This window comes from Brachybacterium squillarum M-6-3, assembly GCF_000225825.1.
In the GTDB taxonomy this organism is placed as follows: domain Bacteria; phylum Actinomycetota; class Actinomycetes; order Actinomycetales; family Dermabacteraceae; genus Brachybacterium; species Brachybacterium squillarum.
On record NZ_AGBX01000001.1, the window covers coordinates 829,834 to 855,779 of the forward strand.

General features: G+C 70.1%; 27 protein-coding genes and 1 riboswitch. Of the genes, 17 read left to right on the plus strand and 10 right to left on the minus strand.

Going from position 1 to position 25,946, the window contains the following annotated elements; translation table 11 throughout:
* Positions 1 to 96 precede the first annotated feature (96 nt).
* Genes OM98_RS03645 through OM98_RS03655 form a run of 3 tightly spaced genes read left to right on the plus strand, consistent with a single transcriptional unit; the run spans position 97 to position 3,220 of the window.
* A complete protein-coding gene (locus OM98_RS03645; RefSeq protein ID WP_010533218.1) occupies positions 97 to 1,512 on the plus strand; it encodes a hemolysin family protein in 1,416 nt (471 codons plus the stop codon).
* Positions 1,509 to 2,549: a hemolysin family protein gene (locus OM98_RS03650; protein ID WP_010533219.1), complete on the plus strand. Its 1,041-nt coding sequence runs from the start codon at positions 1,509 to 1,511 to the stop codon at positions 2,547 to 2,549. The genes OM98_RS03645 and OM98_RS03650 overlap by 4 nt, the downstream gene beginning before the upstream one ends.
* 26 nt (positions 2,550 to 2,575) lie before the next feature.
* A complete protein-coding gene (locus tag OM98_RS03655; RefSeq protein ID WP_010533220.1) occupies positions 2,576 to 3,220 on the plus strand; it encodes a class I SAM-dependent methyltransferase in 645 nt (214 codons plus the stop codon).
* Positions 3,221 to 3,245: 25 nt separating this feature from the next.
* Here OM98_RS03655 and OM98_RS03660 read toward each other — a convergent pair whose 3' ends face one another.
* The 6 genes from OM98_RS03660 to OM98_RS03680 all read right to left on the minus strand — a co-directional run bounded on the left by OM98_RS03660 (position 3,246) and on the right by OM98_RS03680 (position 6,826).
* On the minus strand, positions 3,246 to 3,599 hold the full coding sequence (locus OM98_RS03660) for an immunity protein Imm33 domain-containing protein (protein ID WP_029362669.1): 354 nt from the start codon (positions 3,597 to 3,599) through the stop codon (positions 3,246 to 3,248).
* Between the two features lie 12 nt (positions 3,600 to 3,611).
* Entirely contained in the window at positions 3,612 to 3,893 is a 282-nt protein-coding gene (locus OM98_RS03665; RefSeq protein WP_010533222.1) for a hypothetical protein, read from the minus strand.
* Between the two features lie 26 nt (positions 3,894 to 3,919).
* Positions 3,920 to 4,201 (minus strand): hypothetical protein, encoded by a 282-nt coding sequence (locus OM98_RS15440; protein ID WP_139017560.1) that lies wholly within the window; start codon positions 4,199 to 4,201, stop codon positions 3,920 to 3,922.
* Between the two features lie 104 nt (positions 4,202 to 4,305).
* Complete coding sequence (locus tag OM98_RS03670; protein WP_010533224.1) at positions 4,306 to 5,010, minus strand: hypothetical protein; 705 nt, start codon at positions 5,008 to 5,010, stop codon at positions 4,306 to 4,308.
* The gene (locus OM98_RS15445) at positions 5,003 to 6,208 is read right to left on the minus strand and encodes a hypothetical protein (RefSeq protein WP_139017561.1); all 1,206 of its coding nucleotides are present in this window, start codon (positions 6,206 to 6,208) and stop codon (positions 5,003 to 5,005) included. The genes OM98_RS03670 and OM98_RS15445 overlap by 8 nt, the downstream gene beginning before the upstream one ends.
* Positions 6,209 to 6,220: 12 nt before the next feature.
* A complete protein-coding gene (locus OM98_RS03680; protein ID WP_010533226.1) occupies positions 6,221 to 6,826 on the minus strand; it encodes a Tox-REase-5 domain-containing protein in 606 nt (201 codons plus the stop codon).
* Between the two features lie 513 nt (positions 6,827 to 7,339).
* On the opposite strand from OM98_RS03680, the gene OM98_RS03685 reads away from it, so the two are divergent.
* Together OM98_RS03685 and ppsA are read left to right on the plus strand one after the other, a co-directional pair.
* On the plus strand, positions 7,340 to 8,269 hold the full coding sequence (locus OM98_RS03685; RefSeq protein WP_010533227.1) for a pyruvate, water dikinase regulatory protein: 930 nt from the start codon (positions 7,340 to 7,342) through the stop codon (positions 8,267 to 8,269).
* Between the two features lie 87 nt (positions 8,270 to 8,356).
* Positions 8,357 to 10,735 carry a phosphoenolpyruvate synthase gene (gene ppsA, locus OM98_RS03690; RefSeq protein WP_010533228.1) on the plus strand — a complete coding sequence of 793 codons (2,379 nt, stop codon included), beginning with the start codon at positions 8,357 to 8,359 and terminating at the stop codon, positions 10,733 to 10,735.
* A 333-nt stretch (positions 10,736 to 11,068) separates the two neighbouring features.
* Here the strand turns inward: ppsA and OM98_RS03695 are convergent, their stop codons facing one another.
* Both OM98_RS03695 and larC read right to left on the minus strand, forming a co-directional pair.
* Positions 11,069 to 11,425, minus strand: a complete 357-nt coding sequence (locus OM98_RS03695) for a cupin domain-containing protein (RefSeq protein WP_010533229.1) — start codon at positions 11,423 to 11,425, stop codon at positions 11,069 to 11,071.
* Positions 11,426 to 11,658: 233 nt separating this feature from the next.
* On the minus strand, positions 11,659 to 13,188 hold the full coding sequence (gene larC, locus OM98_RS03700) for a nickel pincer cofactor biosynthesis protein LarC (protein ID WP_010533230.1): 1,530 nt from the start codon (positions 13,186 to 13,188) through the stop codon (positions 11,659 to 11,661).
* Between the two features lie 612 nt (positions 13,189 to 13,800).
* Between larC and OM98_RS03705 the strand changes: the two genes are divergently transcribed.
* The 4 genes from OM98_RS03705 (at position 13,801) to OM98_RS03720 (ending at position 17,378) form a co-directional block, all read left to right on the plus strand.
* Positions 13,801 to 14,205, plus strand: coding sequence for a hypothetical protein (locus OM98_RS03705; RefSeq protein ID WP_010533231.1), 405 nt, complete (start codon positions 13,801 to 13,803; stop codon positions 14,203 to 14,205).
* 120 nt (positions 14,206 to 14,325) lie between these two features.
* Positions 14,326 to 14,420: riboswitch (TPP riboswitch) on the plus strand.
* Positions 14,411 to 15,226 carry a hydroxyethylthiazole kinase gene (gene thiM / locus OM98_RS03710; protein WP_010533232.1) on the plus strand — a complete coding sequence of 272 codons (816 nt, stop codon included), beginning with the start codon at positions 14,411 to 14,413 and terminating at the stop codon, positions 15,224 to 15,226. Its footprint overlaps the riboswitch before it by 10 nt.
* Entirely contained in the window at positions 15,223 to 15,900 is a 678-nt protein-coding gene (thiE, locus tag OM98_RS03715; RefSeq protein ID WP_010533233.1) for a thiamine phosphate synthase, read from the plus strand. Before thiM ends, thiE begins: the two co-directional genes overlap by 4 nt.
* Complete coding sequence (locus OM98_RS03720; RefSeq protein WP_010533234.1) at positions 15,897 to 17,378, plus strand: bifunctional hydroxymethylpyrimidine kinase/phosphomethylpyrimidine kinase; 1,482 nt, start codon at positions 15,897 to 15,899, stop codon at positions 17,376 to 17,378. Before thiE ends, OM98_RS03720 begins: the two co-directional genes overlap by 4 nt.
* A gap of 58 nt (positions 17,379 to 17,436) precedes the next feature.
* Here OM98_RS03720 and OM98_RS15450 read toward each other — a convergent pair whose 3' ends face one another.
* A complete protein-coding gene (locus tag OM98_RS15450) occupies positions 17,437 to 19,191 on the minus strand; it encodes a hypothetical protein (protein WP_139017562.1) in 1,755 nt (584 codons plus the stop codon).
* Between the two features lie 346 nt (positions 19,192 to 19,537).
* The gene (locus OM98_RS03725; RefSeq protein ID WP_010533235.1) at positions 19,538 to 20,044 is read right to left on the minus strand and encodes a helix-turn-helix domain-containing protein; all 507 of its coding nucleotides are present in this window, start codon (positions 20,042 to 20,044) and stop codon (positions 19,538 to 19,540) included.
* A gap of 142 nt (positions 20,045 to 20,186) precedes the next feature.
* Here OM98_RS03725 and OM98_RS03730 point away from each other — a divergent pair, with 142 nt between their 5' ends.
* From OM98_RS03730 to OM98_RS03760, 8 genes are all read left to right on the plus strand, one after another.
* Complete coding sequence (locus OM98_RS03730; RefSeq protein ID WP_010533236.1) at positions 20,187 to 21,569, plus strand: lactate racemase domain-containing protein; 1,383 nt, start codon at positions 20,187 to 20,189, stop codon at positions 21,567 to 21,569.
* On the plus strand, positions 21,566 to 22,438 hold the full coding sequence (larE, locus tag OM98_RS03735) for an ATP-dependent sacrificial sulfur transferase LarE (RefSeq protein ID WP_010533237.1): 873 nt from the start codon (positions 21,566 to 21,568) through the stop codon (positions 22,436 to 22,438). Before OM98_RS03730 ends, larE begins: the two co-directional genes overlap by 4 nt.
* Complete coding sequence (gene larB / locus OM98_RS03740) at positions 22,431 to 23,144, plus strand: nickel pincer cofactor biosynthesis protein LarB (RefSeq protein ID WP_010533238.1); 714 nt, start codon at positions 22,431 to 22,433, stop codon at positions 23,142 to 23,144. The genes larE and larB overlap by 8 nt, the downstream gene beginning before the upstream one ends.
* A 76-nt stretch (positions 23,145 to 23,220) precedes the next feature.
* A complete protein-coding gene (locus OM98_RS03745; RefSeq protein WP_010533239.1) occupies positions 23,221 to 23,649 on the plus strand; it encodes a DMT family transporter in 429 nt (142 codons plus the stop codon).
* A complete protein-coding gene (locus OM98_RS03750) occupies positions 23,646 to 23,966 on the plus strand; it encodes a DMT family transporter (protein ID WP_010533240.1) in 321 nt (106 codons plus the stop codon). The genes OM98_RS03745 and OM98_RS03750 overlap by 4 nt, the downstream gene beginning before the upstream one ends.
* Before the next feature lie 145 nt (positions 23,967 to 24,111).
* The gene (locus OM98_RS15775; protein WP_010533241.1) at positions 24,112 to 24,264 is read left to right on the plus strand and encodes a major facilitator superfamily protein; all 153 of its coding nucleotides are present in this window, start codon (positions 24,112 to 24,114) and stop codon (positions 24,262 to 24,264) included.
* A gap of 244 nt (positions 24,265 to 24,508) precedes the next feature.
* Positions 24,509 to 24,829, plus strand: coding sequence for a hypothetical protein (locus OM98_RS14700; RefSeq protein WP_139017563.1), 321 nt, complete (start codon positions 24,509 to 24,511; stop codon positions 24,827 to 24,829).
* Between the two features lie 74 nt (positions 24,830 to 24,903).
* Complete coding sequence (locus OM98_RS03760) at positions 24,904 to 25,896, plus strand: LacI family DNA-binding transcriptional regulator (RefSeq protein WP_010533243.1); 993 nt, start codon at positions 24,904 to 24,906, stop codon at positions 25,894 to 25,896.
* Positions 25,897 to 25,946 lie beyond the last annotated feature (50 nt).

Consider the following 25,946-nt stretch of genomic DNA (forward strand, 5'->3'; position numbering starts at 1 on the left):
GAACCAGGAGACCATGAGCGCCGCCAGCGACGCCCCCTGTGACAGTCGAAGGCCTTCGGGCCTGACACCGCACCACCTCCCCACCCGGGAGCCCCGATGGATCTGATCGGACCTCTCCTCTCCCTGGCCGCCAGCCTCGTGCTGATCCTGGCCTGCGGCGGATTCGTGGCCGCCGAGTTCTCCCTCATCACCGCGAACCGCAACGACGTCGAGGCCGCCGCGAAGGCGGGCGACAAGCGCGCCCAGGGCGTCCTGGAGGGCATGCGGACCCTGTCCACGCAGCTCTCCGGCGCGCAGCTCGGCATCACCGTCACGAACCTGGCCATCGGCTTCCTCGCCGAGCCCGCGATCGCCGCGATCGTCGGCCCGCCGCTGCAGGACCTGGGCCTGAGCTCCGTGGCCGCCCGCACCGTCTCCGTGGCCCTGGCCCTGGTGCTCGCCACCGGGCTGACCATGATCTTCGGCGAGCTGGTGCCCAAGAACCTCGCGATCGCACAGCCGCTGCGCACCGCCAAGGCCGTCGTCGGCTTCCAGCGCCTGTTCTCGAAGATCCTGATGTGGCCGATCCGCCTGTTCAACGGCAACGCGAACGCCGTGGTGCGGGCGATGGGCATCGAGCCGCAGGAGGAGCTGGGCTCCGCCCGCAGCGCCGAGGAGCTGTCCGCGCTGGTCAAGCGCTCCGCCGACGAGGGCGCCCTGGCCGCCGAGACCGCGAACCTGGTCCAGCGCACCCTCGCCTTCGGCGACCGCCGCGCCCATGACGCGATGGTGCCCCGCGGCCGCATGGACGTGCTCGACGTCGACGACAGCGTCGCCGACCTGCTGCACCTGTCCCGCGAGACCGGGCACTCCCGATTCCCGGTGCTCACCGAGGAGAACGAGATCGCCGGCGTCGCGCACATCCGCCACGGCCTGGCCGTGCCCTTCGCGAAACGCGCCGACACCCGCGTGGACACCGTGATGGGCGCCGCCACCTTCGTCCCGGACACGGTGCCGCTGGACGACCTGATGGACACCCTGCGCCAGGGCGGCCTGCAGATGGCCGTCGTCGTCGACGAGTTCGGCGACCACGCGGGCCTGATCACCCTGGAGGACCTGGTCGAGGAGATCGTCGGCGAGGTCCGCGACGAGCACGACGAGGAGGAGGACGACACCCCCGAGGCCGACGGCTCCTGGGAGTTCGACGCCCGCATCCGGCCCGACGAGGCCAGCGAGCGGCTCGGCGTGACCGTCCCCGAGCACGAGGACTACGACACCCTCGGCGGCCTGGTCACGATGGAGCTGGGACGCCTGGCGGAGCTGGGCGACGAGATCGTCGTGGACACCGACCCGGAGCCCGGCGAGGACCCGGCGCGGTTGCGCATCGAGGTGCTCGAGATCGACGGCCTGCGCATCGAGACCATCCACGTCACCGTCGAGGCCGCGCCCGACGAGGACGAGGACGGCGAGGACGAATCGGCGCGGGATGATTCCGCGCGCGAGAACGACACGGACAAGGAGGAGGCCCGATGAGTGACGGCATGGGCATCGCTCTCACCCTGGTCCTGCTGGCGCTGAACGCGTTCTTCGTCGGCGCCGAGTTCTCCCTGATCTCCGCCCGCCGCTCGGTGATCGAGCCGAAGGCGCTCGAGGGGAACAGGGCCGCGAAGGTCACCATCCGCGCGATGGAGCAGGTCTCGCTGATGATGGCGGGCGCGCAGCTCGGCATCACCGTGTGCTCCCTGGCGCTCGGCGCGATCAGCGAGCCGGCCATCGCCCACCTGCTGGAGGTGCCCTTCGAAGCCATCGGCGTTCCCTCCGCCCTGCAGCACCCGATCGCCTTCGTGATCGCGCTGTCCCTGGTCACCTACCTGCACGTGGTGTTCGGCGAGATGGTCCCCAAGAACATCGCGCTGGCCGGCCCGGAGCGGATGGCGATGATCCTGGGTCCGATCCTGATGGGCATCGTCACCGTGCTGCGGCCCGTGCTGTGGACCTTCAACGCCATCGGCAACGGCGTGCTGCGCCTGCTCGGCGTCGAGCCCAAGGACGAGGTGACCAGCGCCTTCACCCAGGACGAGGTGGCCGCGATGGTCAGCGAGTCCCGCGAGGGCGGCATGTTGGAGGACAACGACGAGGCGCTGCTGCTGGGCGCCCTCACCTTCGACCAGCGCAGCGTCGCGAACCTCGTGATCCCGCTGGCAGAGGTCACCACCCTGCCCGAGGGCGTCACCCCCACCCAGGCGGAGACCGCCGCGATGGAGGGCTTCTCGCGCTTCCCCGTGCAGGCCGCCGACGGTCGCCTGACCGGCTACATCCACATCAAGGACGTGCTGGAGACCGAGGAGGACGCCCGCGACCTCCCGATCGATCCCGAGCGCATCCGCCCGCTGCCGGCGATCCGCGCCGATCAGCCGCTGCGGCAGGCCCTGACCTCGATGCAGACCTCCGCCGCGCACCTCGGTGCCGCCACCGACGCCGACGGCACCGTGATCGGCATCGTCACCCTCGAGGACATGCTCGAGGAGCTGGTGGGCCAGATCCGCGACGACTCCCGCGCCGCGGCCTGAGCATGACGCCCACCGGGTCCCTCGGCATGCCGCCCCTTCCCGGGGGCGGCGCCGAGGAGAACCGCTGGACGGCGGCCGTTCGTCGCGACCCCTCCCATTCGCAGCGGTACGCGGAGCGCTGGCGCCGTCTGGAAGCCTCCGGCCAGGACATCCACGGCGAGGCCCGCCTGATCGACGCGATGGCCGCCCGCGGCTCCCGCATCCTCGACGCCGGCTGCGGCTCCGGCCGGGTGGCGGCCTACCTGGCCCGCGCCGGCCACGACGTGCTGGGTGTGGACCTCGACCCGCACCTCATCGAGACGGCCCGCACCGAACAGCCCAGCGCCCGCTTCGAGCAGGGCGACCTGGCACGCCTGGACCTGCGCGACGCCGCGGGGGAGCGGCCGGAGTTCGACCTGATCGTCAGCGCCGGCAACGTGCTGACCTTCCTCGCCACCGCCGAACGGCTGCCCGCGCTGCACGGCCTGGCCGCGCACCTCGCGCCCGAGGGTCGCCTGGTGGTGGGATTCGGCCTGGACCGCGGCTACGGCGCCGAGGACTTCCTGGCCGACGCCGCCGCGGCCGGGCTCACCCTGCAGGCGCGCTTCTCCTCCTGGGACCTGCGGCCCGCGGACGACGGCTTCCTGGTGGCGGTGCTCGGGCACGCAGAAGCCCCGGCAGCCGCTTCGTAGCGACTGCCGTGGCCCTGGCGGGTGCTCAGGCGCGCTGCGAGGGCGGGACGTAGAGCTGGTCCTCGGGGACTTCGTAGCCGGTGCGGTTGTCGATGATGCCGATGCCGAGGTCGTCGCGGACGATCTCGAGCTGGGAGCCGACGGGGAGGTTCCAGATGCCGATGAGGGCGGGTTCGATCATGCAGAGGTCGTTGTATTCGGCGACGCGCCAGTTGTCGGTGTTGTTGAGGTAGTCGCTGTCGTCGAACTCGGAGATGATCTGCCAGCCGTTGTCGGCAGGGTTGGTGGATTCGAGGCGGGTCATCCAGCGGACATTGCCGCGACGCTCGAGGACGTTGTGGGTGGCGAGGCAGGCGCCGGCGTTCGGGATGAACTCGATCGTGGGGTGGGCTCAGTCATGGATGCTGTCCTCGACGGTCGACTGTGGGGTGTTGGGGGTGGGGTGGGCCTGGTCGTAGGCGCGGGCTCGTTCGGTGAGGGGGGCGAGGCCGTGGGGGAGGCGGTAGAGGAAGTCGCGGACGGTCTTGCCGTACTTGGTTTCCAGGGGCTGGTCGAGGTCCAGGTCCGGTCGGTCGAAGATCGCGTCGTAGAACGGCGTGGGGTCACTCCCGCGCCAGGGCATGTCCACGAGCAGTTCCCAGGAGGTGCCGAAGCGGGGTGAGCGCAGGGTCATGTCTGCGCCGAGGTCCAGCAGGCGTTTCAGCAGGGGTGCTTCGGCGGCGAAGTCGCGGTCGGTTCCATGGCCGAAGGAGGAATGGAGGACGTTGATGTGGTCCCCGCCCCGAGCATCAGGGGGTCGAGGCCTTCGTCGAGCAGGAAGTGGGTGATCGCGATCCGGTCCGGGATCGAACCGTTCCTCACGGCGCTCCGTATGACGCCACCGCTTGTACGGCGGTTGTCGGAGGCGTAGGCCTCGCGGTCATACGTCTCGAGCATGGTGTCGTAGGAACGCCGTTCTGCAATGAACCAGGGTGCTGTCATCGGCCACCTCCGAGGGTGAGCCTAAAGTGCTAAAGGTCGTCGTGAGTCGACTTCAGTCCGCGTTGTCGTGCAACGATGTTCGGCGACTGGACCAGTGGAAACTCTCATCCGTGCGGGATCTTGGTGATGTTGTTGGTGGTGTAGAAGTCGGTGAGGATGGTGCCGATGCTGCGTTCGGTGAGGACGGGGCTTATGGAGAGGAGTGTCCCTCCGATTGAGAGTGGGGTGGCTTGGAGGTAGCCGTCGCCTGGGAGGGTGAGGGTGTCGGTGTCCTGGGGGAGCCAGACGAGGTAGCCGATGGGGGGCTGCCAGCCCAGGGTGGGGGTGGAGTGGAGCGCGAGTTCGGTGCTGGTGACGGAGGCGACCTGGGGTTCGAAGGTGGCGACGAGGATCTGGATCATGAGGAAGGCGTCGTCGAGGGTGACCTGCTTCGAGGGGTCGCCGTTGGCGATGCGGACCGTGACGTAGTTCAGGGGCACGGTGGTGCCGATCACGGGGGCGTGGGTGAAGATCGCGGTGATGTCGTGGTCGCCGTGGGTGGCGGTGAGGGTCATGTTCAGGCCGCGTTCGCCGGCGTCCATGTCGAGGACGTCGCGGGCCATGCGCATGACGGTGTTCATCTTGGTCTGGAGGTCGCCCTCCCATTTTCCGGCCAGGGGTGCTTCCCAGTCGGTGACGCCGAGGTGGCGGGTCATCTGGGCGGTGAAGTCGTCGATGCGTTGGGCGACGGATCCTGGGTGCTCGTCGGTGCGGGCGATCGCTGCGCGCAGGGTGATGTCGTGGGAGATGTGTTCGGTGTTCTCAGGCATCGACGGCTCCGATCGCGGGGGTGTGGATCACGTTGATCGCGGTGAGGGCGTTGACGGCCAGCAGGTTCCGCACTGCTGTTGCGCCGGGGGAGGTGTCGCAGTGCCATTCGAGGCGGGCGCCGTGGGGGAGGGCGTCGATCTGCCAGGAGGCGATGCTGAGGAGGTCTGCGGCGGTGAGGGCGGAGAGGTCGCTCATGGGGTCGGTGGCGAGGTGGTCGACGTGGAAGATCGAGGTGAGCATGACTTCGGTCTTCTCCCCGTCGGGGCCGCGCAGGGTGCGTCCTTCGTAGGTGACGAGATGACCGTCGAGGTCATCGAAGGGCACGACGTAGGTGGGGACTTTGCCGTCCTCCGTGGGCAGCCAGCCGGTGATCTGCCGGCGGTAGTCCTCTGCGGTGACGGGGTTCGCCTTTTCGGTAGTGGGTGCGCCTGCGACGGGAACGCTGTCGGGGATCGGGCCGGGATCATCTTCCGGGGGGAGCTGAATCTCCATCGGCTGGACCAAAGCTTTGTCGATCTCCGAGAGTCCGTTGGCGGTCAAGAATTCATCCCACACGGCCACCACTTGCTTGCTGGACCAGTCAGGAGGGAGCGTGAACAGTGTCCCGTTACCCAAACGCTCGGTCGAGATTCCCTCGGGGACAGACTTTATTGTGCCGACGAGATCGTTGAGCCAGACCTCGTAGCCGGGATCGATCGACCAGTCCCCCCCCTTCCATCCTCGAAATACGTGTCGAGTTGTCATGCGTACTTGAATCGGATCAAAGGCGATCGCAAAACTTCGCACGGCAGCTCTGCAGAGCGCAGCGATCCGATCCCCAGACCCCCGACGGCTACCCATTGAAAATCGATGTTCCGGCACGCTTCGCCCCACAACGGAAGATCCGCCGGCGAATCGAAACTCTACCGATGCGGCATCCGTATCGCAGTCCAGACTGAGAGTCTCGTACCCCAAGCTGGGTGATGGACTGCCGTCCTCCGCGAGAAAAGGATGCTTGGCAAAGAGTGAAGTCAGGCCAGCTTCGGTGCCGTCCCACCTCCATTCATTGATGCGCCAGGCTACGGACGGCTCGCTCTTCTCCATAGAAGTCATGAACGCGACCACCCTGGAGGACATCCATTCGGGGCTCTCGCCTTCGCGGCTCCAGGAGCCATGAAGCAGGATCTGATCGGCTTCGCAGTCTGCAAATGTTGTCACGCGGCAATCCAATCAGGGTTCGGGTGTGAAAACGACATCGATTTTGCGCAAGCCTTCCGATTCGAGCACATTTCGGATGGCGGTCGCACCTTTCTGGGAGGAAACGTGCCACTCCAATTTGGCGCCATCAGGGAGGGCTTTGGTTTGGCTGGAGGCTTGCTTATGGATGCTCTTCATCATGTCGCTGGCCATGGCGGAGCCAGGGGCGTCCTGAAGGATTTCGTATCCGCGTTTCGCCTCCAGGAAGACTTCCTGGTCCCCCCTCATGGTACGTCCGTCGAACGCGACCTTGTTGCCGTCGAGATCGTGGACGACGTACTCGGGTATCCGTCCATCCTCGGTCCGGTTCCATCCGCTGATCTGCTCTTGGTATCTGCGCCAGGGCTTGTCGTCATTGCCCCGGTCCTGGTGCTCGATGCCGTCGCCGGAGTCGGGGTCCCGGTACTCATCCGGGGTATGGGGGTCGCCGTCGCCCGGGCGCTGCGCATCGCCGGATTCGTAGACGTTGCCGGCGTCAGCATCGAACTCGACGGGGTCCACGAGGGGCTTGCCACCGGGGCCCCATCCCTCGCCCTTGTTGACAGCAACCCAGCTCTTGCTCTCCGCATCGAACTTCATGTCGTAGTGCGGCTCGGGGATCTCCTTGCCGTTTACGGTGATCGTGCCCGGGCCCTCGTTCAGTGGCGCGCCGGTGCGGAAGTCTCGCGGCGCGGACTCGCCCTCGGGGATGGCGGCCTCGCGGAGGGTCCGTCGTTAGCTGCCTGCCTGGATGGAGCTCGAACGGCGGCAGGACATCGCGGCAGGCGACCTGACCGACGTCGACGGGATTCCCGCGACCACCGTCTGGCACGCGCTGCTCGTCGTCGGGCGTGCGGGGTCGTGGTGAGTTGGTATCTCGACGGCAGCGACACACGAACGTGTCGGCTCAGATGACCGAACAGTAACAATCATCCGCGCGATCCTGACCGTTCCCACGATTCAGCCGGTCCACTCACGCACCACCACGCCTGTTGTGCGTGAGGTGCCTCACGCCGTACGGTGACCTCCCTGGTCACGACAGCGCCGTCGCTAACCTGTGCCGCATCACGTGGCGGGCCCCGAGAGCCCGCCCCGCACCGAGGGAGGTGGACGATGGGCGAGTCCCTGCCGCTGCCTCCGCCGCGCCCGCGTCGCTCCGGGAACGCCGGCCCCCTGAACACCCCCCTGAAGGCCGCGCCCGGCCGCACCGCGCCGGCTCCCGAGCGGCGCCCCGTCGTGCCCGTCTACTTCGTCTCCGACTCCACCGGCATCAGCGCCGAGACGATGGGCAACGCCCTGCTGCTGCAGTTCCCCTCGATCCCCTTCGAGCGGCACCTCAAGCCCTTCCTGCGCACCCCCGACGACGCCGCCCGGGTGCGGGAGGAGATCGACGCCGCCGTCGAGGTGGGGCCGATGCCCATCGTCTTCCTCACCGCCGTGGACGACGCCGTGCGGGAGGAGCTGCTGGCCACGAACGCCTGCGTCGTCGACTTCGTGACCGACCACCTGGCGCGGCTGGAGTCCCGGCTCGGCCAGTCCGGCGACCACACCCCTGCCCGGCTGCACGGCGTCGGCGACGTGCAGCGCTACAACACGCGGATGCAGGCCGTGGAGTTCGCGATCGAGCACGACGACGGCCAGTCCGTGCGCGCCCTGGAACGCGCCGACGTCATCCTCATCGCGCCGTCACGCTGCGGGAAGACCCCCACCAGCATGTACCTCGCCCTCACCCACGGCATCTTCGCCGCGAACTACCCGCTGGTCGACGAGGACTTCCGCTCCACCGCCCTGCCCGGAGCGATCCGCCACCTCGCCGACCGCTGCGTCGGCCTCTACACCACCCCCGAGCGGCTCTCCGAGATCCGCGGCGAGCGCCTCGCCGCCTCCCGCTACGCCTCCCACGAGCAGACCCAGTGGGAGCTCGACGCCGCCCTCGGCCTCTACCGCCGCCACCGCATCCCCGCGCTGGACTCCTCCGCCACCTCCGTCGAGGAGATGTCCACGCACATCCTCCAGTACCTCAACGCCCGCCACGGCGACTGACCCCCAGCTTCCTGGCCGTCCACCCGTCCGCACCGATCTCCCACCTGTTCTCCCGCACCACGGCATCGTCGCCGGAAGGAGTCCCCCATGACCCAGAGCATCCGCTGGCTCTCCGAGCTCGGAATGGCAGACCTCGAGGAGGTGGGCGGCAAGAACGCCTCCCTCGGCGAGATGGTCTCGAACCTCTCCGCCCTCGGGGTGCGCGTGCCCGACGGCTTCGCCACCACCGCCGAGGCCTACCGCACCTTCCTCTCCGGCACCGGCCTCGCCGACCGCATCGATGAGCAGCTCCGCGGCCTCGACGTCGAGGACACCAAGGCCCTCGCCGCCGCCGGCACCCGCATCCGCGGCCTGGTCCTGGAACAGCCCTTCCCCGCCGAGCTCGACGCCGGCATCCGGGAGGCCTACGAGACCCTCGCCGCCGGCAGCGGCGCCGAGGCCTCCTTCGCGGTGCGCTCCTCCGCCACCGCCGAGGACCTGCCCGACGCCTCCTTCGCCGGACAGCAGGAGACCTTCCTGAACGTGCGCGGCATCGACGCGGTCCTCGAGGCCGTGCACGAGGTCTTCGCCTCCCTCTACAACGACCGCGCCATCGCCTACCGCGTCCACCACGGCTTCGACCACGCCGCCGTGGCCCTCAGCGCCGGCGTGCAGAAGATGGTCCGCTCCGACATCGGCGCCAGCGGCGTCCTGTTCACCGTCGACACCGAGTCCGGCTTCGACCGGGCCGTGCTCATCACCTCCGCCTACGGCCTCGGCGAGGGCGTCGTCCAGGGCGCCGTGAACCCCGACGAGTTCGTCGTCTCCAAGCCGGCGCTGAACGACGGGCGACCCGCCGTGCTCTCCCGCCACGTCGGCGAGAAGGCCACCCAGATGACCTACACCGACGATCCCGCCGTCGGCCGGACCGTCGAGTTCGTCGACGTCGAGCCCGAGCGCCGTCGCCGGTTCTCCCTGGCCGACGCGCAGGTGGAGGCCCTGGCCCGGCAGGCCCTGCTCATCGAGCAGCACTACGGGCGGCCGATGGACGTCGAATGGGGCCTCGACGGCGCCGACGGGGAGCTGTACACCCTGCAGGCCCGCCCCGAGACGGTGCAGTCCCGCGCCGGTTCCGTGGTGGAGAAGTACCAGCTCAGCGAGAGCGGCGAGGTCCGCATCGAGGGCCGCGCCATCGGTGCCCGCATCGGCGCCGGGCCCGTCCGGGTGCTGTCCTCCCTCGACCAGATGCACGACTTCCAGCCCGGCCAGGTGCTGGTGGCCGACATGACCGACCCCGACTGGGAGCCGATCATGAAGCGTGCCAGCGCCATCGTCACCAACCGCGGCGGACGCACCTGCCACGCCGCGATCATCGCCCGCGAGCTGGGCATCCCCGCCGTCGTCGGCACCGGGGAGGCCACCCGGGTGCTGGCCGACGGGGAGGAGGTCACCGTCTCCGCCGCCGAGGGCGACACCGGTTTCGTCTACGCCGGGACCCTCGAGTTCCAGCGCACCACCTCCGAGGTGGACGCGATGCCCGAGATCCCCACCCGGATCATGATGAACGTCGGCAACCCCGAGCAGGCCTTCGCCTTCTCCCGCCTGCCGCACCACGGCGTCGGCCTGGCCCGGCTCGAGTTCATCATCAACCGGCAGATCGGCATCCACCCCCGCGCCCTGCTGGAGCTGGACACCCTGGAGGGCAGCCACCCCGAGCTCGCCGCCGAGGTGCGCGACCGCATCGCCGCCTACGACTCCCCGCGCGAGTACTTCGTGGGCCGCGTCGCCGAGGGCATCGCCACCATCACCGCGGCCTTCGCGCCCGAGCCGGTGATCGTGCGGCTGTCGGACTTCAAGTCCAACGAGTACGCGAACCTGCTGGGCGGGGAGGTGTACGAGCCGGAGGAGGAGAACCCGATGCTGGGCTACCGCGGCGCCTCCCGCTACCTCTCCGAGGACTTCGCGGCCTGCTTCCAGATGGAGTGCGAGGCCCTGCGGTACGTCCGCGAGGACATGGGCCTGACGAACCTCAAGGTCATGATCCCCTTCGTGCGCACCCCCGCCGAGGCGCAGGGCGTGGTGGAGCTGCTGGCCTCCCACGGCCTGGTGCGCGGCGAGAACGGTCTGCAGGTGGTGATGATGTGCGAGATCCCCGCCAACGCCCTGCGCGCCGAGGACTTCCTGGAGCACGTCGACGGCTTCTCCATCGGCTCCAACGACCTCACCCAGCTCACCCTGGGCCTGGACCGCGACTCCGCCCTGGTGGCCGACCGCTTCGACGAGCGCGACCCGGCCGTGCTGGGCCTCATCGCCCGCGCCATCGACGCCTGCCGCGAGGCCGGGAAGTACGTGGGCATCTGCGGGCAGGGCCCCAGCGACCACCCCGAGCTGGCCGAATGGCTGGTCGACCAGGGCATCGCCTCGATGTCCCTGAACCCGGACACCGTGGTCGACACCTGGCTGCGCATCGCCGGCGCGGAGGGCTGAGCGGGCGGGGCGTGGGGGCGGGGCCGGGTTGGTTCCGCCCCCGCCTCGTCCCGACGCCTCGGCTCCCCCGGGCGGGTACACGAGCTTTTGTGCGCTGACGAGCCATCTGTGGTTCGTGAGCGCACAAAAGCTCGGGCAGAAGACGGCCCCGGACGACCCGACCACCCAAGGCGCGGGCTCGGCCCGGCTGGCGCGGTGTGTCCGGGAGCCACCCGGCAGTGCGCGACCTTTTCCCCGCCTCACTTCCATGGGTGGAAGTGAGCCGAGCAAATTTGCGCGGGAACGTGTCCGCGCGTACCCCGGACGGGCTGGCTCGGGTGGGGGCGGGGCGAGTCAGTCGTCGGAGTGGGAGCCGTCGTGGCTCTCGGCGCCCGGCACGCTGGTCACGGTGGTGAGGAGGAAGGCCGAGTCGTCCTTGGCCTCGACCCCGTGGCGGCGATGCGTGAGGGCCTCGATCTGCCCGGTCGAGACCTCCACGGGGTCCTCCCCGGTGATCCGCACCCGGCCGCGCAGCACGTAGATCGAGGCGGCGGGCGGGGCATTGTGCTCGCCGAGCTTCGCCCCCTGCTTCAGCGCGATCACTGTCTGGCGCAGCGGCCCGTCGTGCAGCAGCAGCTCGGCGTGGCGGCCGTGCGGGTCCTTGCGCGCCTGGTCGATGGCGAGGTTGACGGCGTCGGACAGGGCAACCATGGGGACCTCCCGGGAACGGCGGTTTTCGCCCCACCAGTATCCGCCCGCGGTCCGGCCGGGGGAGCGGATTCGGCGAAGACCCGGGGAGGGGACACGGCACGGACGGGGCGACATCGAACCACCGGGACCTCGACGGCAGCGGACCGAGGACCCGTGCGAGCTTCTCTGCGGTGCGGACGGGAGACCCGCGTGGGGCGCTCCGCGCTGCGGTGCGTGTGCCTCGAGTCCGCCGGTCAGGACCCGGGCCGGTCGAGCAGGCGCCGGGCCTCCGCCTGGGCGCGGGACAGGACCTCGCGCTCGCTGCGGTGGAGCGCGCGGGCGGCCGCGGTGACGTCGCGGAACTCGGGCTCGGCACGCACCGGGGTGCCGTGCTCGTCGTGAGCGAGCTTCACCGCGATCCGCTCGCCGTCGACGGTGACCTCCCTGAAGCTGCGGCGGCGGATGCTGCGCTCCACCCGATGCCGGCGCACGCCGAGCGTGCCCGTGCCCTCGTGGATCAGCCCGGCGAGGGTTTCGTGGTCATCCTCCCTGCTCAGGGCATGGATGGTGACGGCGGGGCGGCCGTGCTTCATCACGATCGGGGTCAGCCAGGCGTCGAGCGCGCCGGCGTCCAGCAGGGAGGTGATGACCCCGGGCCACAGCCGCGGGTCGAGGTCGTCGACATTCGCCTCGAGCTGGATCGCGGTGGTCGGGGTGTCGTGGGCATCGGGGGCGAGCGCGGGGTCCGAGGTGCGATGCGCCCCGGCGGTGAGCGCGGCGTCGTGCAGGCCCTCGGCGTCGGGAGGTGCGGCTTCGCCGGGTGCCGGGTGGCCCAGCGGGGCCGGACGTGTGCCTCTTGCGGGAGAGGCGGCCTGCGACGGGTCCGCGGGCTGTCCGATCAGCACGCGCACCACGTTCGCGCGCCCGGGGGTGTCCTTGCTGCCCGCGCCGACGCCCAGCGCCTCCGTGACCAGGGCGGGCTGGGGACCGTGGCGCTCGGCGAGACCGCGGACCAGGGCGACCCCGGTGGGCGTGGCCAGCTCTCCGATGCCGGGCGCGACGCCCTCCGGCAACCGCTGCCCGCCGTGCTCGTGCGGTCCGCCCTCGGTATGCGGGGGACGCTGGCCGCGACCGTGGGCGGCGGAAGCGGAGTGGCTGTGCGTCGGAGCGTGCCCGCGCGGGGGCAGGATCTCCCCGGCGACCGTCGGCCAGCCGGTCGCCAGGCGCACCACCGCGGGGACGGGCGCCGGGATGTCGCCGTGCGCGGCACGGATGCGGCCTGAGCCGACCGCGATCGTGCTGCCCACGGCCGAGGCGATGCCGAGCTGCCTCCACGCCTCGCAGGTGCCGACCACGTCGGCGATCGAGTCGAGGGCGCCTACCTCGTGGAAGTGGATCTCCTCGGCGGGCAGGCCGTGCGCGGCGGCCTCCGCCTCGGCCAGGCGGGTGAACACCCCGAGCGCCAGGTCGACGGTGCGGGCGGGAACGGTCCCGCTGTCTCGTGCGCTCTCGAGGCCCTCCCGGATCTCCGACCAGCGACGATGCGGCGGATCCGCCACCAGCACCTCCACCTCCACCTGGGTGGCGCGCTGCCCCTGGCGGTCGACGGTGGCCGCGCTCAGCCCGACGGAGCCGGGGATGAGGGCGTCGAGCACCCGCTGCACCCCGGCCAGGTCGGCCCCGGCGTCCAGCAGGGCGCCGAGCAACATGTCCCCGGCCACGCCCGCCGTCGCGTCGATGAAGGCCAGGCGGGTGGGAGCGGGGGAGGGGGCATCGGACACCATCCCCCGATCGTAGGCACCTCCGCGGCCGCCACCCTCCCGTTGCCGCCCCTGGCCGCCTGCCCGTGCGCCGTCCGGGTCATTCCGCCACCGAGATCTTCGAGATTGCGTCGTCACCGCCCCGATCACGCAAGCGTGAAGAGTTCGGTGCAGGGAGAGGGGCGGGGACAGAACACGGCGGCGCTGACGTGGGAGGAGCCGGGTGGAGTCGGCACAGTCGTGAGAGGGGCCAGGGGAGCTGGTGCGGGAGGGGCTGAGGCCGGCGTCGAGATCGACATTCCGGTGGGCTCGGGAGCTCACAGCAACCCGAATGCCGAACTCGGCGAGGAGCAGAGGCGGAGCTGGCGCCGAGAATGACATTCGGGTGGGCGTCGGCGCTCAGGGCAACCCGAATGTCGATCTCGGTGTGGGGCAGGAGGGTCAGGTTGGCCGGCGGGTCCGCAGGGCGGGAGGGTCAGTGGGGCGGGAGGGGCCAGCGGTGGGGAAGATGCCCTGGTTTGGCGGGGTAGGCGGGAACACGGGGGCGGCTTCGTGCGTTGAGGAGCGGGAAGGGGACGTGGTGCGCCACAATGACGGGGCACGGTCCCGGGACACATTCGACGTGGAGGAACCCTCGTGGGGATCATCGATTCTTTTCTGAGCGCCTGTGGCGTCGGGGAGACCACGCGCCCTGACGCTCCGGCGGTCCAGGAGGACCTGCAGGACGCCGTCGAGCTGACCACCGAGCACCTGGACGGCGCCGTCGTCGTCCGGGATTCCGAGACCGGCGGCACCACCATCACCGGCACCCTGTCCGTCGCCGGGGAGACCCGCGAGCAGGTCACCGGCTGTTTCGCCTCCGTGCTGGAGACGCTGGTGCGCACCTACCGCGAGCAGGAGGGGCTGGGCCCCGCCGAGGTGAGGCTCGAGGCGCACCCGGCCTGCGACCGCACCCTGCGCGTGCGCGCCCACGAGGTGATGCCCGGCGGCACCGGCGGCCGCGTCACCACTGACGACCTCGCGGACCACTTCGAGATCTGATCGTCCCGACCGGGCGGAACCACCCGGTCCGGCATGCGCGGACGCACGAGCGGACATCGCGCCCGAAGCGGCCAGGACCAAGCTGTTCCCTCGTCCGCATGAGGCGCATGCGCTAGCGTGGACGACGACACGGGGTGCCCCTGCGGGGGCTGAGATCACACCCGTCGAACCTGATCTAGTTCGTCCTAGCGAAGGGAATGTCGCCGTGCCGCGCACCCCGGAACCCTCCTCGCCCCCTGCCCTGGACCCGGCACTGCTGCCGGCCCTGCGCGAGGGGCACCCCCTCATCCAGTGCCTGACCAACGTGGTCACCGTGAACCTGGTGGCCAACGCCGTGCTCGCCATCGGCGGCACCCCCGCCATGGTCGACACCCCCGGCGAGGCCGGGATCTTCGCCGGCGTCGCCTCTGCGACCCTCGTCAACGTCGGCACCATCGGCGCCGAGCAGCAGCGCGGGATGCTCGAGGCCACCGACGCCGCCCGCGAGGCGGGCACCCCCTGGGTGCTGGACCCGGTGGCCGTCGGCACCCTCCCCGTCCGCACGAAGCTCGCCCATGGCCTGCTGGAACGCCGGCCCACGGTGATCCGCGGCAACGCCTCCGAGATCCGTGCGCTCGCCGGGGACGGCGGGGGCGGCCGCGGGGTCGACGCCGCCGACGAGGTCGATGCGGTGGCCGAGGTCGCCGCGGACCTCGCCCGCCGCTCGGGCGTCGTCGTGGCCGTCTCCGGGTCCGTCGACCTGGTCACCGACGGGAACCGGGCCGTGCGCGTGCACGCCGGGCACCCCCTGCTCACCCGCATCACCGGCGCCGGCTGCGCCCTCGGCGGGGTGCTCGCCGCCTTCCTCGCGACGGGGGAGGACCCCCTGGTCGCCACGGTGACGGCGCACGCCGCCTACGGGGTGGCCGCCGAGCGCGCCGCCGCCGACGCCGCCGGACCGGGCAGCTTCGCCGTCGGCCTGCTCGACGCGCTCGCCGCCGTGCAGCCCGCTGACCTGGCCCGCGAGGGGCTGACCGCATGAGCACGCCGGCGCAGGACGAGGGGCTGACGGACCTCTCGGTGTACCTGGTGACCGACAGCGCCCAGGCGGCCGGACGCGGCCGCAGCCTCGCCGAGACCGTGCGGGAGGCCGTCGCCGGGGGCGTCACCGCCGTGCAGGTGCGCGAGAAGGACGCCGACACGACGCGGATGCTCGCCGTGGTCCGGGAGGTCGCCGCCGTGCTGCCCGAGGGGGTGACGCTGCTGGTCAACGACGATGTCGACGCGTACCTGGCCGCCTGCGCGGAGGGCGTCGCGGTGCACGGCGTGCACGTCGGCCAGTCCGACGAGGCCGTCGTGGCGGTGCGGGAGCGCATCGGGCCCGAGGCGGTGCTGGGCCTCAGCGCCTCCACCCCCGACCAGCTCGCCGCAGCCGCCGAGAGCCCCGCCCGCGTGGACTACGTCGGCATCGGCGCCGTGCACGACACCTCCTCCAAGGCCGACGCCCCCGCCTCGCTGGGCCTTAACCGCGCCGGGGAGCTGGCCGCCGTCAGCGCGCTGCCCGCCGTCGCCATCGGTGGCCTCACCCCCAGTGACCTGCCCACCCTGCGCCGCGCCGGCTTCGTGGGCGCCGCCGTCGTCTCCTGGCTGTGCGGCGCCGACGACCCCCGCTCCGCCGCCGCCGACCTCGCGATCGCCTGGGGAGCGGGCGCATGAGCGCCGGTCGTGTCCAGGTGCCCCGGGTGCTGTCGATCGCGGGGACCGATCCGACCGGCGGCGCCGGCATCCAGGCGGACCTGAAGTCCATCGCGGCCCACGGCGGCTACGGCATGGCCGTGGTGACCGCGCTGGTCGCGCAGAACACCCGCGGCGTGCGCAGCGTGCACCGGCCCCCGGCGGACTTCCTGCGCGAACAGCTCGACGCGGTGTCCGACGACGTCGAGATCGACGCCGTGAAGCTCGGGATGCTGGTGGACGCCGAGGTGATCGAGACGGTCGCGGCCTGGCTGGAGCAGCTGCGGCCGCCCGTGGTGGTGCTGGACCCGGTCATGGTCGCCACCAGCGGCGACCGCCTGCTGGACGCCGAGGCCGAGCAGGCCATGCGCGACCTGCTGCCCCGCGCCGACCTGGTCACGCCGAACGTGCCCGAGCTGGCCGTGCTGCTCGGCGAGGAGCCCGCCACCGACTGGCCCGGCGTGCTGGACCAGGCCCGACGCCTCGCCGCCGGCACCGGGGGGCGGGTGCTGGCCAAGGGCGGCCACCTCGACGGCACCGAGCTGCCTGACGCGCTGGTCGGTCCCGAGGGCGTGGAGACCGAGGTGACGGGGGAGCGGGTCGCCACCAGCAACACCCACGGCACCGGCTGCTCGATGTCCTCCGCCCTCGCGACCCTCCGCGGCCGCGGCCTGCCCTGGCCGGAGGCCGTCGCCGCGGCGAAGGAATGGCTGACCGCGAGCCTCCGCGCCGCCGACACCCTGCAGGTCGGCGAGGGCCACGGCCCCGTCTCCCACCTCGCCACCCTGTGGGACCGGGCGGGCCTGCACGGCCCCACCCCCGCAGAGATCACCGACGGCTGGTGGGAGGACATCGCCGGCATCCGCGCCGACATCGACGCCGGGGCCTTCGTCACCGCGCTCGGCGAGGGCACCCTCGATGCGGCCGCCTTCCGCTGGTACCTCGCCCAGGACGCCCTCTACCTGCGCGAGTACTCGCGGGCGCTCGCTGCCGCCAGCACCCTCGCCCCCACCGCCGCCGAGCAGTCCTTCTGGGCCGGCGCCGCCGGCGAGGCGATCGATACCGAGCTGGCGCTGCACGGCACCTGGGTGGGGGAGGACGACCTCTTCGCCGCCGCTCCGAGCCCCGTCACCCGCGCCTACGTGGACCATCTGCTGGCCCTCGCCGCCCGGGGTGACTACGCGGGCCTGATCGCCGGGGTGCTGCCCTGCTTCTGGATCTACGAGGACGTCGGCCGCCGGCTCGCCGCCCTCGCGAGGCCCGGCCACCCCTACGAGACGTGGCTTCACACCTATGCCGACGAGTCCTTCGCCGAGGCCACCCGACGGGCGATCGCGCTGGTGGGGGAGCATGCCACCGCCGCCGATGGCTCCACCCGGGAGCGGATGCGGGAGGCGTTCCTTGTCTCCGCCCGCCACGAGGAGGCCTTCTTCACTACGACTACAAGCCGCAATAGTTAGGTCGGATAACTCCATTTTGCTTGCTCTGGAAGACGGGCCAGTTACAAATCCGTCGTTGCTACACATCGTCGACAGAGGCGAATTCTAGATCGAGCCTTTGCGATTTGTCCGGAGAGACGGATCGATTGGGCAGTAGGTGATACATGAGCTTTTGCTCACCCAGTAGCTGATCGTCCGGGTCGGCGGTTTCTGTAAGAGCTACTATTATATATGGCTCCGAATTAGCCGAAAGATTGTCAAGAATGCTCCGGATGTTATCAGCTACTGAAACTGGGGGCCACTGAGCGTCGGGCGACACTTGCCTAGCCCAGCCCTCACTGAAATTCGCCTCAACGAAGGCGATGGATTTGTCGGCGGACCGAATGATGCAAGCGTAGTCTCTGATACGCCGCGGCGATTGATTCCAGGTTCCGACCGATACGGCGCTCTCGCTCTGCGCTACCCAATATAAGAATGAATCTTGCCAATCGTGCTGGGTGCTATCCGACTGCAGTGACCTGATGCGGCTAGTACGCGCACCCCTAGCCTCGAGTGAGGCGTTTCCCGCCAGCATTACTGCGGAGCGGGGATATCGACTCCGACCTTTTTCGCTCGCTATTCGATCGACAAAGAATTTCAAGAAAGTACTAATCGATTCAATCGCTGCCCGCGCTTCTTTCGCGGTTGGCTGGTATCCTGAATGCACAATCGCATTGCGAATATTGGCGACATTGGATGACCACTCGCGCAAGGGACCCGGTCGTGACAGATCCCAGTTTCCGCCCAAGCGGGGCGCAAATACCGCCGCAACTCGAGACTGGATCCCTTTTCTTGGGTCACTCTGATAGGTACTATTCTCTGGCGCAACTTCGTCTTCCCAATCGAGCATGTTCTGAACGCATATCGCAAGGTACTCGCACGCATTTGCGGCCAGGGATATGGCTCCACTGTAAAGACCTACCACTTCACTATACCTGGCCTCTTGAGTTAGGCTAATGTAGCGGTCTAACACCATTCGCTGATCCGCGAAGTCGAGGTCATCGATGGAATTTGTTGTCCTCTTGCTTAGCTTTTCATTAAGTGTTCGCACATATTGTCCATTTATGACCGTGCCGGCCCTTACTTTGCTGGGTGAGCCAGCTTGTCGTATGGAGTATGGAATTTCTAGCTGGAATCGATGCGCGGTAGCGGGTGGAGAGACGTTGCGTATGAGTTTGTGTGATACCCATGCCCAGCGCTCCAGGACTTCGTACACTGTCTCCAGAGCATTATCTAGAATCTCTTCTGTGACGCGATCGGCGTCCCGAAGATAGTTGTAGGAAGTATCGACATCAATTTGGGTCGGCTTCTTAAGTTCGAGCGCATCCAGGTGAATGGATACCTTGGCGGTCGTAAAAGGTATGCAATCAACCTTTTCGTTTTTCTGTGTCGATGCATCTAATTTTGAGGGGGCTATGGCGGATGGGGAATACGAACTCTCGATCCCAGACGTTCCGGCCTCCTCGTCCGCGATTCTCTGTTCGCCTATCATGCTAGGGGAAAGGAACTTCATGCCAAGCTCCACTTCGGCGAGAATGCACCCGATGTAATCGAGGGGGTACCTCTGCTTGCGGGTCGCGGGATCACGTATTAGGTCAGGGTGCACGGCTTCAATGCGTGTACTACTTGATAGATCAATTCTTAGGAGATCCAGTGGGCGCACCGTCTCTGGCGGGAAGTAGATTTCGCTGGCGACGAGGTGGAAAGTCACTACCAACTCTTCGGGGTCATAAATGACGAATTGCCCGCTACTAATTTCATCTAGGCATACATTGTAATCCACCAAAACTGCCACCGTTCCTTGCTTTTGTGCAGACAATGATACTAGTATACGCACTAATTTGCCTGAGATTCTGACCGTTGGCCGGAATTTGAGGGTAATTGCCGGCGCACCTAAAGATCGCGACGATTGCTTTGCGGCGTGCAAATTGGTTTCTAATGCCCGCCCGTGCCGACGCGCACTGCGAGGGTTCTAGTATTCCGTTTCGGAAATCGAGAATGCTTGTCCTTCTCGTGCCTCGGGAAGTGTTTAGGCTTGCGGAAGTGCCGATTGTGATTTCGTGTAACGACTTCGGGTGGGATAGGCGCGAGTCATTGCGGGACTTGCTGCGGGAAACGGATTGCGTTTCGAGGGGCTGGTTTTAACCGGATCTGTCTAGGCTATGAAGAGCCCCGATTGCTTTGCCGTAGAGGTCGGTCTCCTGTCCCTCCTGCTGCATGCGGGCCAGAGCGTCCGCGCGGTCCCGGCCCTGCTGGCGGTCGTAGTCCAGGACATCAGTGAGCCGAACCCGGCGATGACTCCCTCGCATCACGACGGGCAGGTCTCCCCGGTCCAGCAGCTTGACCACGGTGGGGCGGGAGACCTGCAGCAGATCCGCGGCCTCCTGCGTGGTCAGCAGCGTGTCGTCGGCGGCGATCACCACCCTGTCGCCCTCGGCGAAAGAGGTCGCGAGGTCGTGCAATGCCCGCGTCAGCTCGGGGGGAAGCTCGTGGCGGGCGCCGTCCGAGGTGAGGACGGACGCCGTGACGGGAGCCTCGGGTCGCACCGCCCCCAGAGATCCGAGAAGGTCGCGCAGCTGTGATTGGGTCTGGTCGTCCAGGGGGAAGGAATAGGTCTTCGAGGTATAGCCCCGCGGCGTTGCAGACATGAACCCTCCCTCACTGAACGAAATATCCGAAAGGGTATCTCCGTATCCATCGACTCGCCAGGGGCGCGACCTTCCGGTGGACGAGCGTGGCAACTGGCCGCCGCCGCTTGTGGGGTGCCGCCCGCCGCCGCATAGTGGAGCGATGAGCGCGAGCACTGCGACGACGACGTCGACCGGCCCCACCAGCACCGATGCCCCCTCGGACGCGAGCGGCCCGATCATCGCCCCGATCCCCGCGGGCCTGACCGAGCGCGCCGCGCTGCTCGGCGGCCCCGAGGGAATCCTCGCCCACGACGACATCGCCGCCTTCGTCCGCGAGCAGCTGGACGGGCAGGAGCTCGACGGCAGGAGCGTCTGCCTGCTCATCCCGGACGGCACCCGCTCCGTACCCCTGCCGCTGGTCCTCCCCGCGGTCCACGAGGCCCTCGCCGGCCGGGCCACCTCCGTGACCGTGCTGATCGCGCTCGGCACCCACGCCGCGATGAGCGAGGACACCCTCACGATCCTCCTCGGCGCCGAGGAGCAGGGCATCGCCGCGAAGTACCCGGGCTGGGAGGTCGTGAACCACGCCTGGCACGACGAGTCCCAGATCGCGGACCTCGGTGAGATCCCCGCCGAGCGCATCGCCGAGCTCACCGGCGGCCTGCTCACCGACGTGCCGATGCGGGTGCAGATCAACCGGCTCTGCGTCGAGTCCGACGTGAACCTCGTGGTGGGGCCCGTGTTCCCGCACGAGGTGGTCGGCTTCTCCGGCGGCAACAAGTACTTCTTCCCCGGCTGCTCGGTGCACGACGTCATCGACATCTCCCACTGGGTGGGCGCGCTCATCACCGCCAGCCGCATCATCGGCACCCTCGGCATCACCCCGGTGCGCCAGCTCATCGACGCCGCGACCGCCCTCGTGCCCAGCGAGAAGCTGTGCTTCACCATGGACGTCGTCTCCGGCGGGCAGGACCTGAACGCCATCGCCTTCGGCGACCCCGAGGCCGCCTGGGCCGCGATGGCCCGCATCTCCGCCCGGACCCACATCACCTATGTCGACCGCCCCTACCAGCGCATCGTCGCCATCGTCCCCGAGATGTACGACGACATCTGGACCGGCGCCAAGGGCTTCTACAAGTCCGAGCCCGTCTGCGCCGACGGCGGCGAGGTCATCCTCTACGCCCCGCACATCACCGAGGTCGCCGCCATGCACCCCGGCATCCGCGACATCGGGTACCACACCATCGACTACTTCACGAAGCAGTGGGACCGGTTCCGCGACCACCCCTGGGGCGAGCTGGCCCACTCCACGCACGTGACGGGCCTGGGCACCTACGACGTGGAGACGGGCCAGGAGCGACCGCGGGTGCGACGCTCCTTCGCGACCTCCATCCCGCCCGAGGTGTGCGCCGAGTACAACGTGCCCTACGTCGACCCGGCGAGCCTCGACCTCGACGCGCTCCGCGCCGATCCCGACACCCTGGTCATCGACCAAGCCGGCGAGGTCCTGTTCCGCCTGGCCGACGAGCGGGAGGACGCATGAGCGCCCCCGCCCTCGCCCCGGGACTCGACGCGCTCCCCGCCGAGCTCCGCCCCCTCGCGGAGGACGTGGCCGGGCAGCTCGCCGGCATCACCCGGCTCGGCGTCGCCTACTCCGGCGGCGTCGACTCCGCGACTCTGCTGGCGCTCGCCGCCCGCGTGCTCGGCGCCGAGAACGTCGTGGCCCTGCTCGGCGTCTCCCCGTCGCTCGCTCGCCGCGAGCACCGCCTGGCACGCCGCACCACCGAGCAGATCGGGGTGGAGGTCCTCGAGATCGCGACCGCGGAGATGGAGAACCCCGACTACGCGAAGAACGACTCTGCGCGGTGTTTCCACTGCAAGGACGAGCTGTTCACGCGCATCGACGAGGACGTGGTCGGCGCCCAGCGCCTCGACGCCGTCGCCTACGGGGAGAACGCCGACGACGCCGCCCGCCACGACCGCCCCGGTGCTGGGGCCGCCACCCGCCACCGGGTGCTGCGCCCCCTGGCCGCCGCCGGCGCGACGAAGGCGCAGGTCCGGGAGCTGGCGCGCGCGTTGAACCTCGCCGTGGCCGACAAGCCCGCCGCCCCCTGCCTCGCCTCCCGCGTGCCCTTCGGCCAGGCCGTCACCCCCGAGAAGCTGCGCCAGATCGACGAGCTGGAGGACGCCGTCTTCGCCGTCGGCTTCAGCGACTGCCGGGTCCGCCACCACGGCGAGGTGGCCCGCATCGAGGTGCCCAGCGCCGAGATCCCCCGCGTCGTCCAGCCCGAGGTGCGCGCCGCCCTCACCCGCGCCGGGAAGGACGCCGGCTTCGCCCACGTCACCCTCGACCTCGACGGTATCCGCTCCGGCCTGTTCGCCCTGCAGATCGTGCGCCGCGACGATGTCTGACCCCCGACAGGCCGACGGGCACCTGGAGGGCCTGGCCGAGCTGGACCTCGGCCGGGCCGCCCGCCGCGGCGCCCCCGAGGCCGTGCTCTGCGATGCCAAGACCCCCGCCCAGGTCGGCGCGATCGCCGCCGAGTTCGCGCGGCTCGCCGCCGAGGGCCGCGACGACCTCGGCCCCGTGCTGTTCACCCGCGCCGACGCCGCCCGCGCCGACGCCGTCCTGATTGCCCTGCCGGAGGCCGCCCACCACGAGGACGCCCGACTGCTGGCCTGGCCCGCCGAACCCCCCGAGCCCAGCGGCGGCCTGATCATCGTGGCCTGCGCCGGCACCAGCGACCTGCCCGTCGCCCGCGAGGCCGAGCTGACCGCCCGCTACCTGGGGCGCGAGACCCGACTGATCCCCGACATCGGCATCGCCGGCCTGCACCGGCTGCTGGCCCGCCTGCCCGAGCTGCGCGAGGCCGCCTGCGTGGTCGTCGCCGCCGGGATGGACGGGGCGCTGCCCACCGTCGTCGCCGGGCAGATCGCCGCGCCCGTGGTCGCCCTCCCCGCCTCCGTCGGCTACGGCGTCGCCGAGGGCGGCACCACCGCGCTGATGACAATGCTCAGCGCCTGCGCCCCCGGCATCGGCGTGGTCAACATCGACAACGGCTACGGCGCCGGCCACCTCGCCGCACAGATCGCCCGCTGGGCTCCCGGCGCCGCCTGACCGGGCGCTGGCCCGAGGTGGGCCCGGCCGGATAGCGTCAGGGACGCCCTCCTCCCCGACCGTCCGGACGGTACCCATGACCTGGCTTCTGCTGATCGCGGCGATCCTCTCCGAGGTGACGGCCTCCCTCAGCCTCAAGGGCGCGCTCGAGCGCCCCGAGCTGTACGTCGTCGTGGTCTGCGGCTATGTCCTCTCCTTCGCCCTGCTCGGTCTCGTGCTGCGCCGCGGCATGCCGCTGGGCCTCGCCTACGGGGTGTGGGGCGCCAGCGGCGTCGCGCTCACCGCGAGCGGCGCCGCCCTCGTCTTCGGGGAGCAGATCACCACGCTGATGGCCTGCGGCATCGCCCTGATCGCGGGCGGGATCCTGGTGGTCGAGACCGGTGCCCAGAAGGCCCACACCTCCGGTCCCGCCTATCCCGTCGGCGCCGATCCGGTGGCGGCCGTCGCCACCGTCACCTCCGAGCTGCCCGTCATTGTCCCGGGCGACGAGGAGGAGACCCGATGAGCTGGCTGCTGCTCGCCGGGGCCGTGCTGCTGGAGGTCACCGGCACCCTCGCCCTCCGCGTCGTCGCCGGCGGCCGTCGCGCCCTGGTGGTCGTGGTGGTGCTCTGCTACCTCGCCGCCTTCACCCTGCTCTCCGCCACGCTCGCCCTCGGCATGCCGCTGGGCATCGCCTACGGGGTGTGGGCCGCCGCCGGGATCGTGCTCACCGCGCTCGCCTCGAAGGTACTGTTCGACGAGGCGCTGACCCCGCTGATGGCCGCCGGCATGGCGATGATCGTCGGCGGGGTGCTGCTCATCGAGCTGGGCGCCGCGCACTGAGGTGAGGACACGGAGACGGGGACACGGAGACGGGGACACGGAGGCGAGGGATCGGATCGACGGCGACCTCCGGAGCGGGCGATCATGCAGGGCAGACGTCGGCGCGATCGGGCTGGGCGTCACCCCCTCCGTCGGGATCCTGCTGGTGCTCGCCGCATGGGCGAGCCTCGTGATCCCCCTGGTCATCGGCCTGCTGTTCACCGGCGCCGGCACCGCCGCGACCCTGCAGGCCCGCTTCGCCGCCACCGACCTCGCCCCCGCGCGGCACCGTGGGCGGGCCTCGGCCACCGTGGTCTAGGTCGGCACCCTCGGCTCCGTGCTCGGCCCGAACCTCGGCGTGCCCGGCGCCGCCCTGGCCGCACGCACCGGGCTCACCGTCTACGTCGCCTCGTTCCTGCTGGCCGCTCTCGCCCTCGCGGTCGCCGGGGTGGTCGTCGCCCTCACCCTGCGGCCGGACCCGATGCGCACCCTGCAGCGGCTCGACCCCGAGCACGGCCAGGCATCCCCGCGCGCGGGCCCGCGTGCGCGGCAGCCTCGACACCGTGCGCGGCGACCCGGCCGCGCGGGTGGCCGTGCTCGCCGTCCTCACCGCCCAGGCGATGATGGTCACGGTGATGACCATGACCCCCGTGCATCTGGACCACCACGGCGAGGGCATCACGATCATCGGCCTCGTCGTCCTCGTCGCCTCCCTCGCCGTCGGGGCGCTCGGCCAGGGCTCGACCGGTCTGGTGATGCTCGCCCTGCTCCTGCTGGGCGGACCGGTGATGGCGCTGCTCGGCTTCGCCGGGCTGAACCTGCTGGCGCTGTCGCTGATGATCCCGCTGGCCCTCCTCACCGTTCGCACCCGCCTGCCGCGCTGAGCTGGTCCGTCACCGCCCCGCGATACCCTGAGCGGGGCGCCGCGGCAGGCGCCCCGAGAGCGAGGAGGCTGCAGGTGGACCAGGAGCGGGTGACGATCTACGACGTCGCGAAGGCCGCCGGGGTGGCCCCCTCCACCGTCTCCCGCGCCTTCTCCCGGCCCGGCCGCGTCAGCGCCGCCACCCACGCCGCCGTGATGGCCGCCGCCAAGGACCTCGGCTACCGCACCGAGGCCCCCGCCTCCCAGGAGCGCGTCGAACGGCACGGCCGCCTCGGCATCGAGGTCCCCGACCTCACCAACCCCTATTTCGCCGAGCTGGTCTCCGGGATGCAGGAGGCCGCCCAGGAGCACGGCTACCTGCTGCTCCTGCTGGACAGCGTCGAGGACGAGGAGCAGGAGCGGTCCAGCCTCGAGAGCGCCCTCAACGTGGTCGACGGGCTCGTCCTCTCCGGCAGCCGCATCGCCGACTCCACCCTCAACCACCTGGCCAAACGCATCCCCCTGATGGTGCTGAACCGCCGCGTGGCCGGCCTGGACTCCGTGACCCCCGACTACGAGCACGGCATGACGCAGGCGATGAGCCACCTCGTCGACTCCGGCGTCCGCAGCCTCACCTACGTCGCCGGGCCCGTGAACTCCTGGTCCGACGGGGAGCGCTGGCGCGCCGCCCGCGCGCTCGCCCGCACCCACGGCCTGTCCATCACCCGGCACGGCCCCTTCGCCCCCACCGCCGTCGGCGGCGAGCAGGCCTACGCCCAGATCGGCCAGCTCCCCGACGCCGTGATCTGCTACAACGACCTCATCGCGCTCGGCTTCATGGTCTCCGCCCTGCGCGACGGGGTCTCCGTGCCCGGTCGGCTGGCCGTCGTCGGCCACGACGACATCCCCCTGTCCCGCTTCGTCGGCAGCGGCCTGACCACCCTGGTCACCCCCAAGCGCGCACAGGGTCACGCCGCCGTCGACCGCCTGGTGCGGCGCATCGAGGCCCCCTCCTCGCACCGCACCCCCGTCGAGGGCGCCCTGCCGGTGCGGCTGGTGCCGCGCGGCTCCACCATCGCCCGTCCCTGACCCCCGCGCCGCCCCGGGACGTCGGCAACCCCTGACAACCGCCTGCCGCG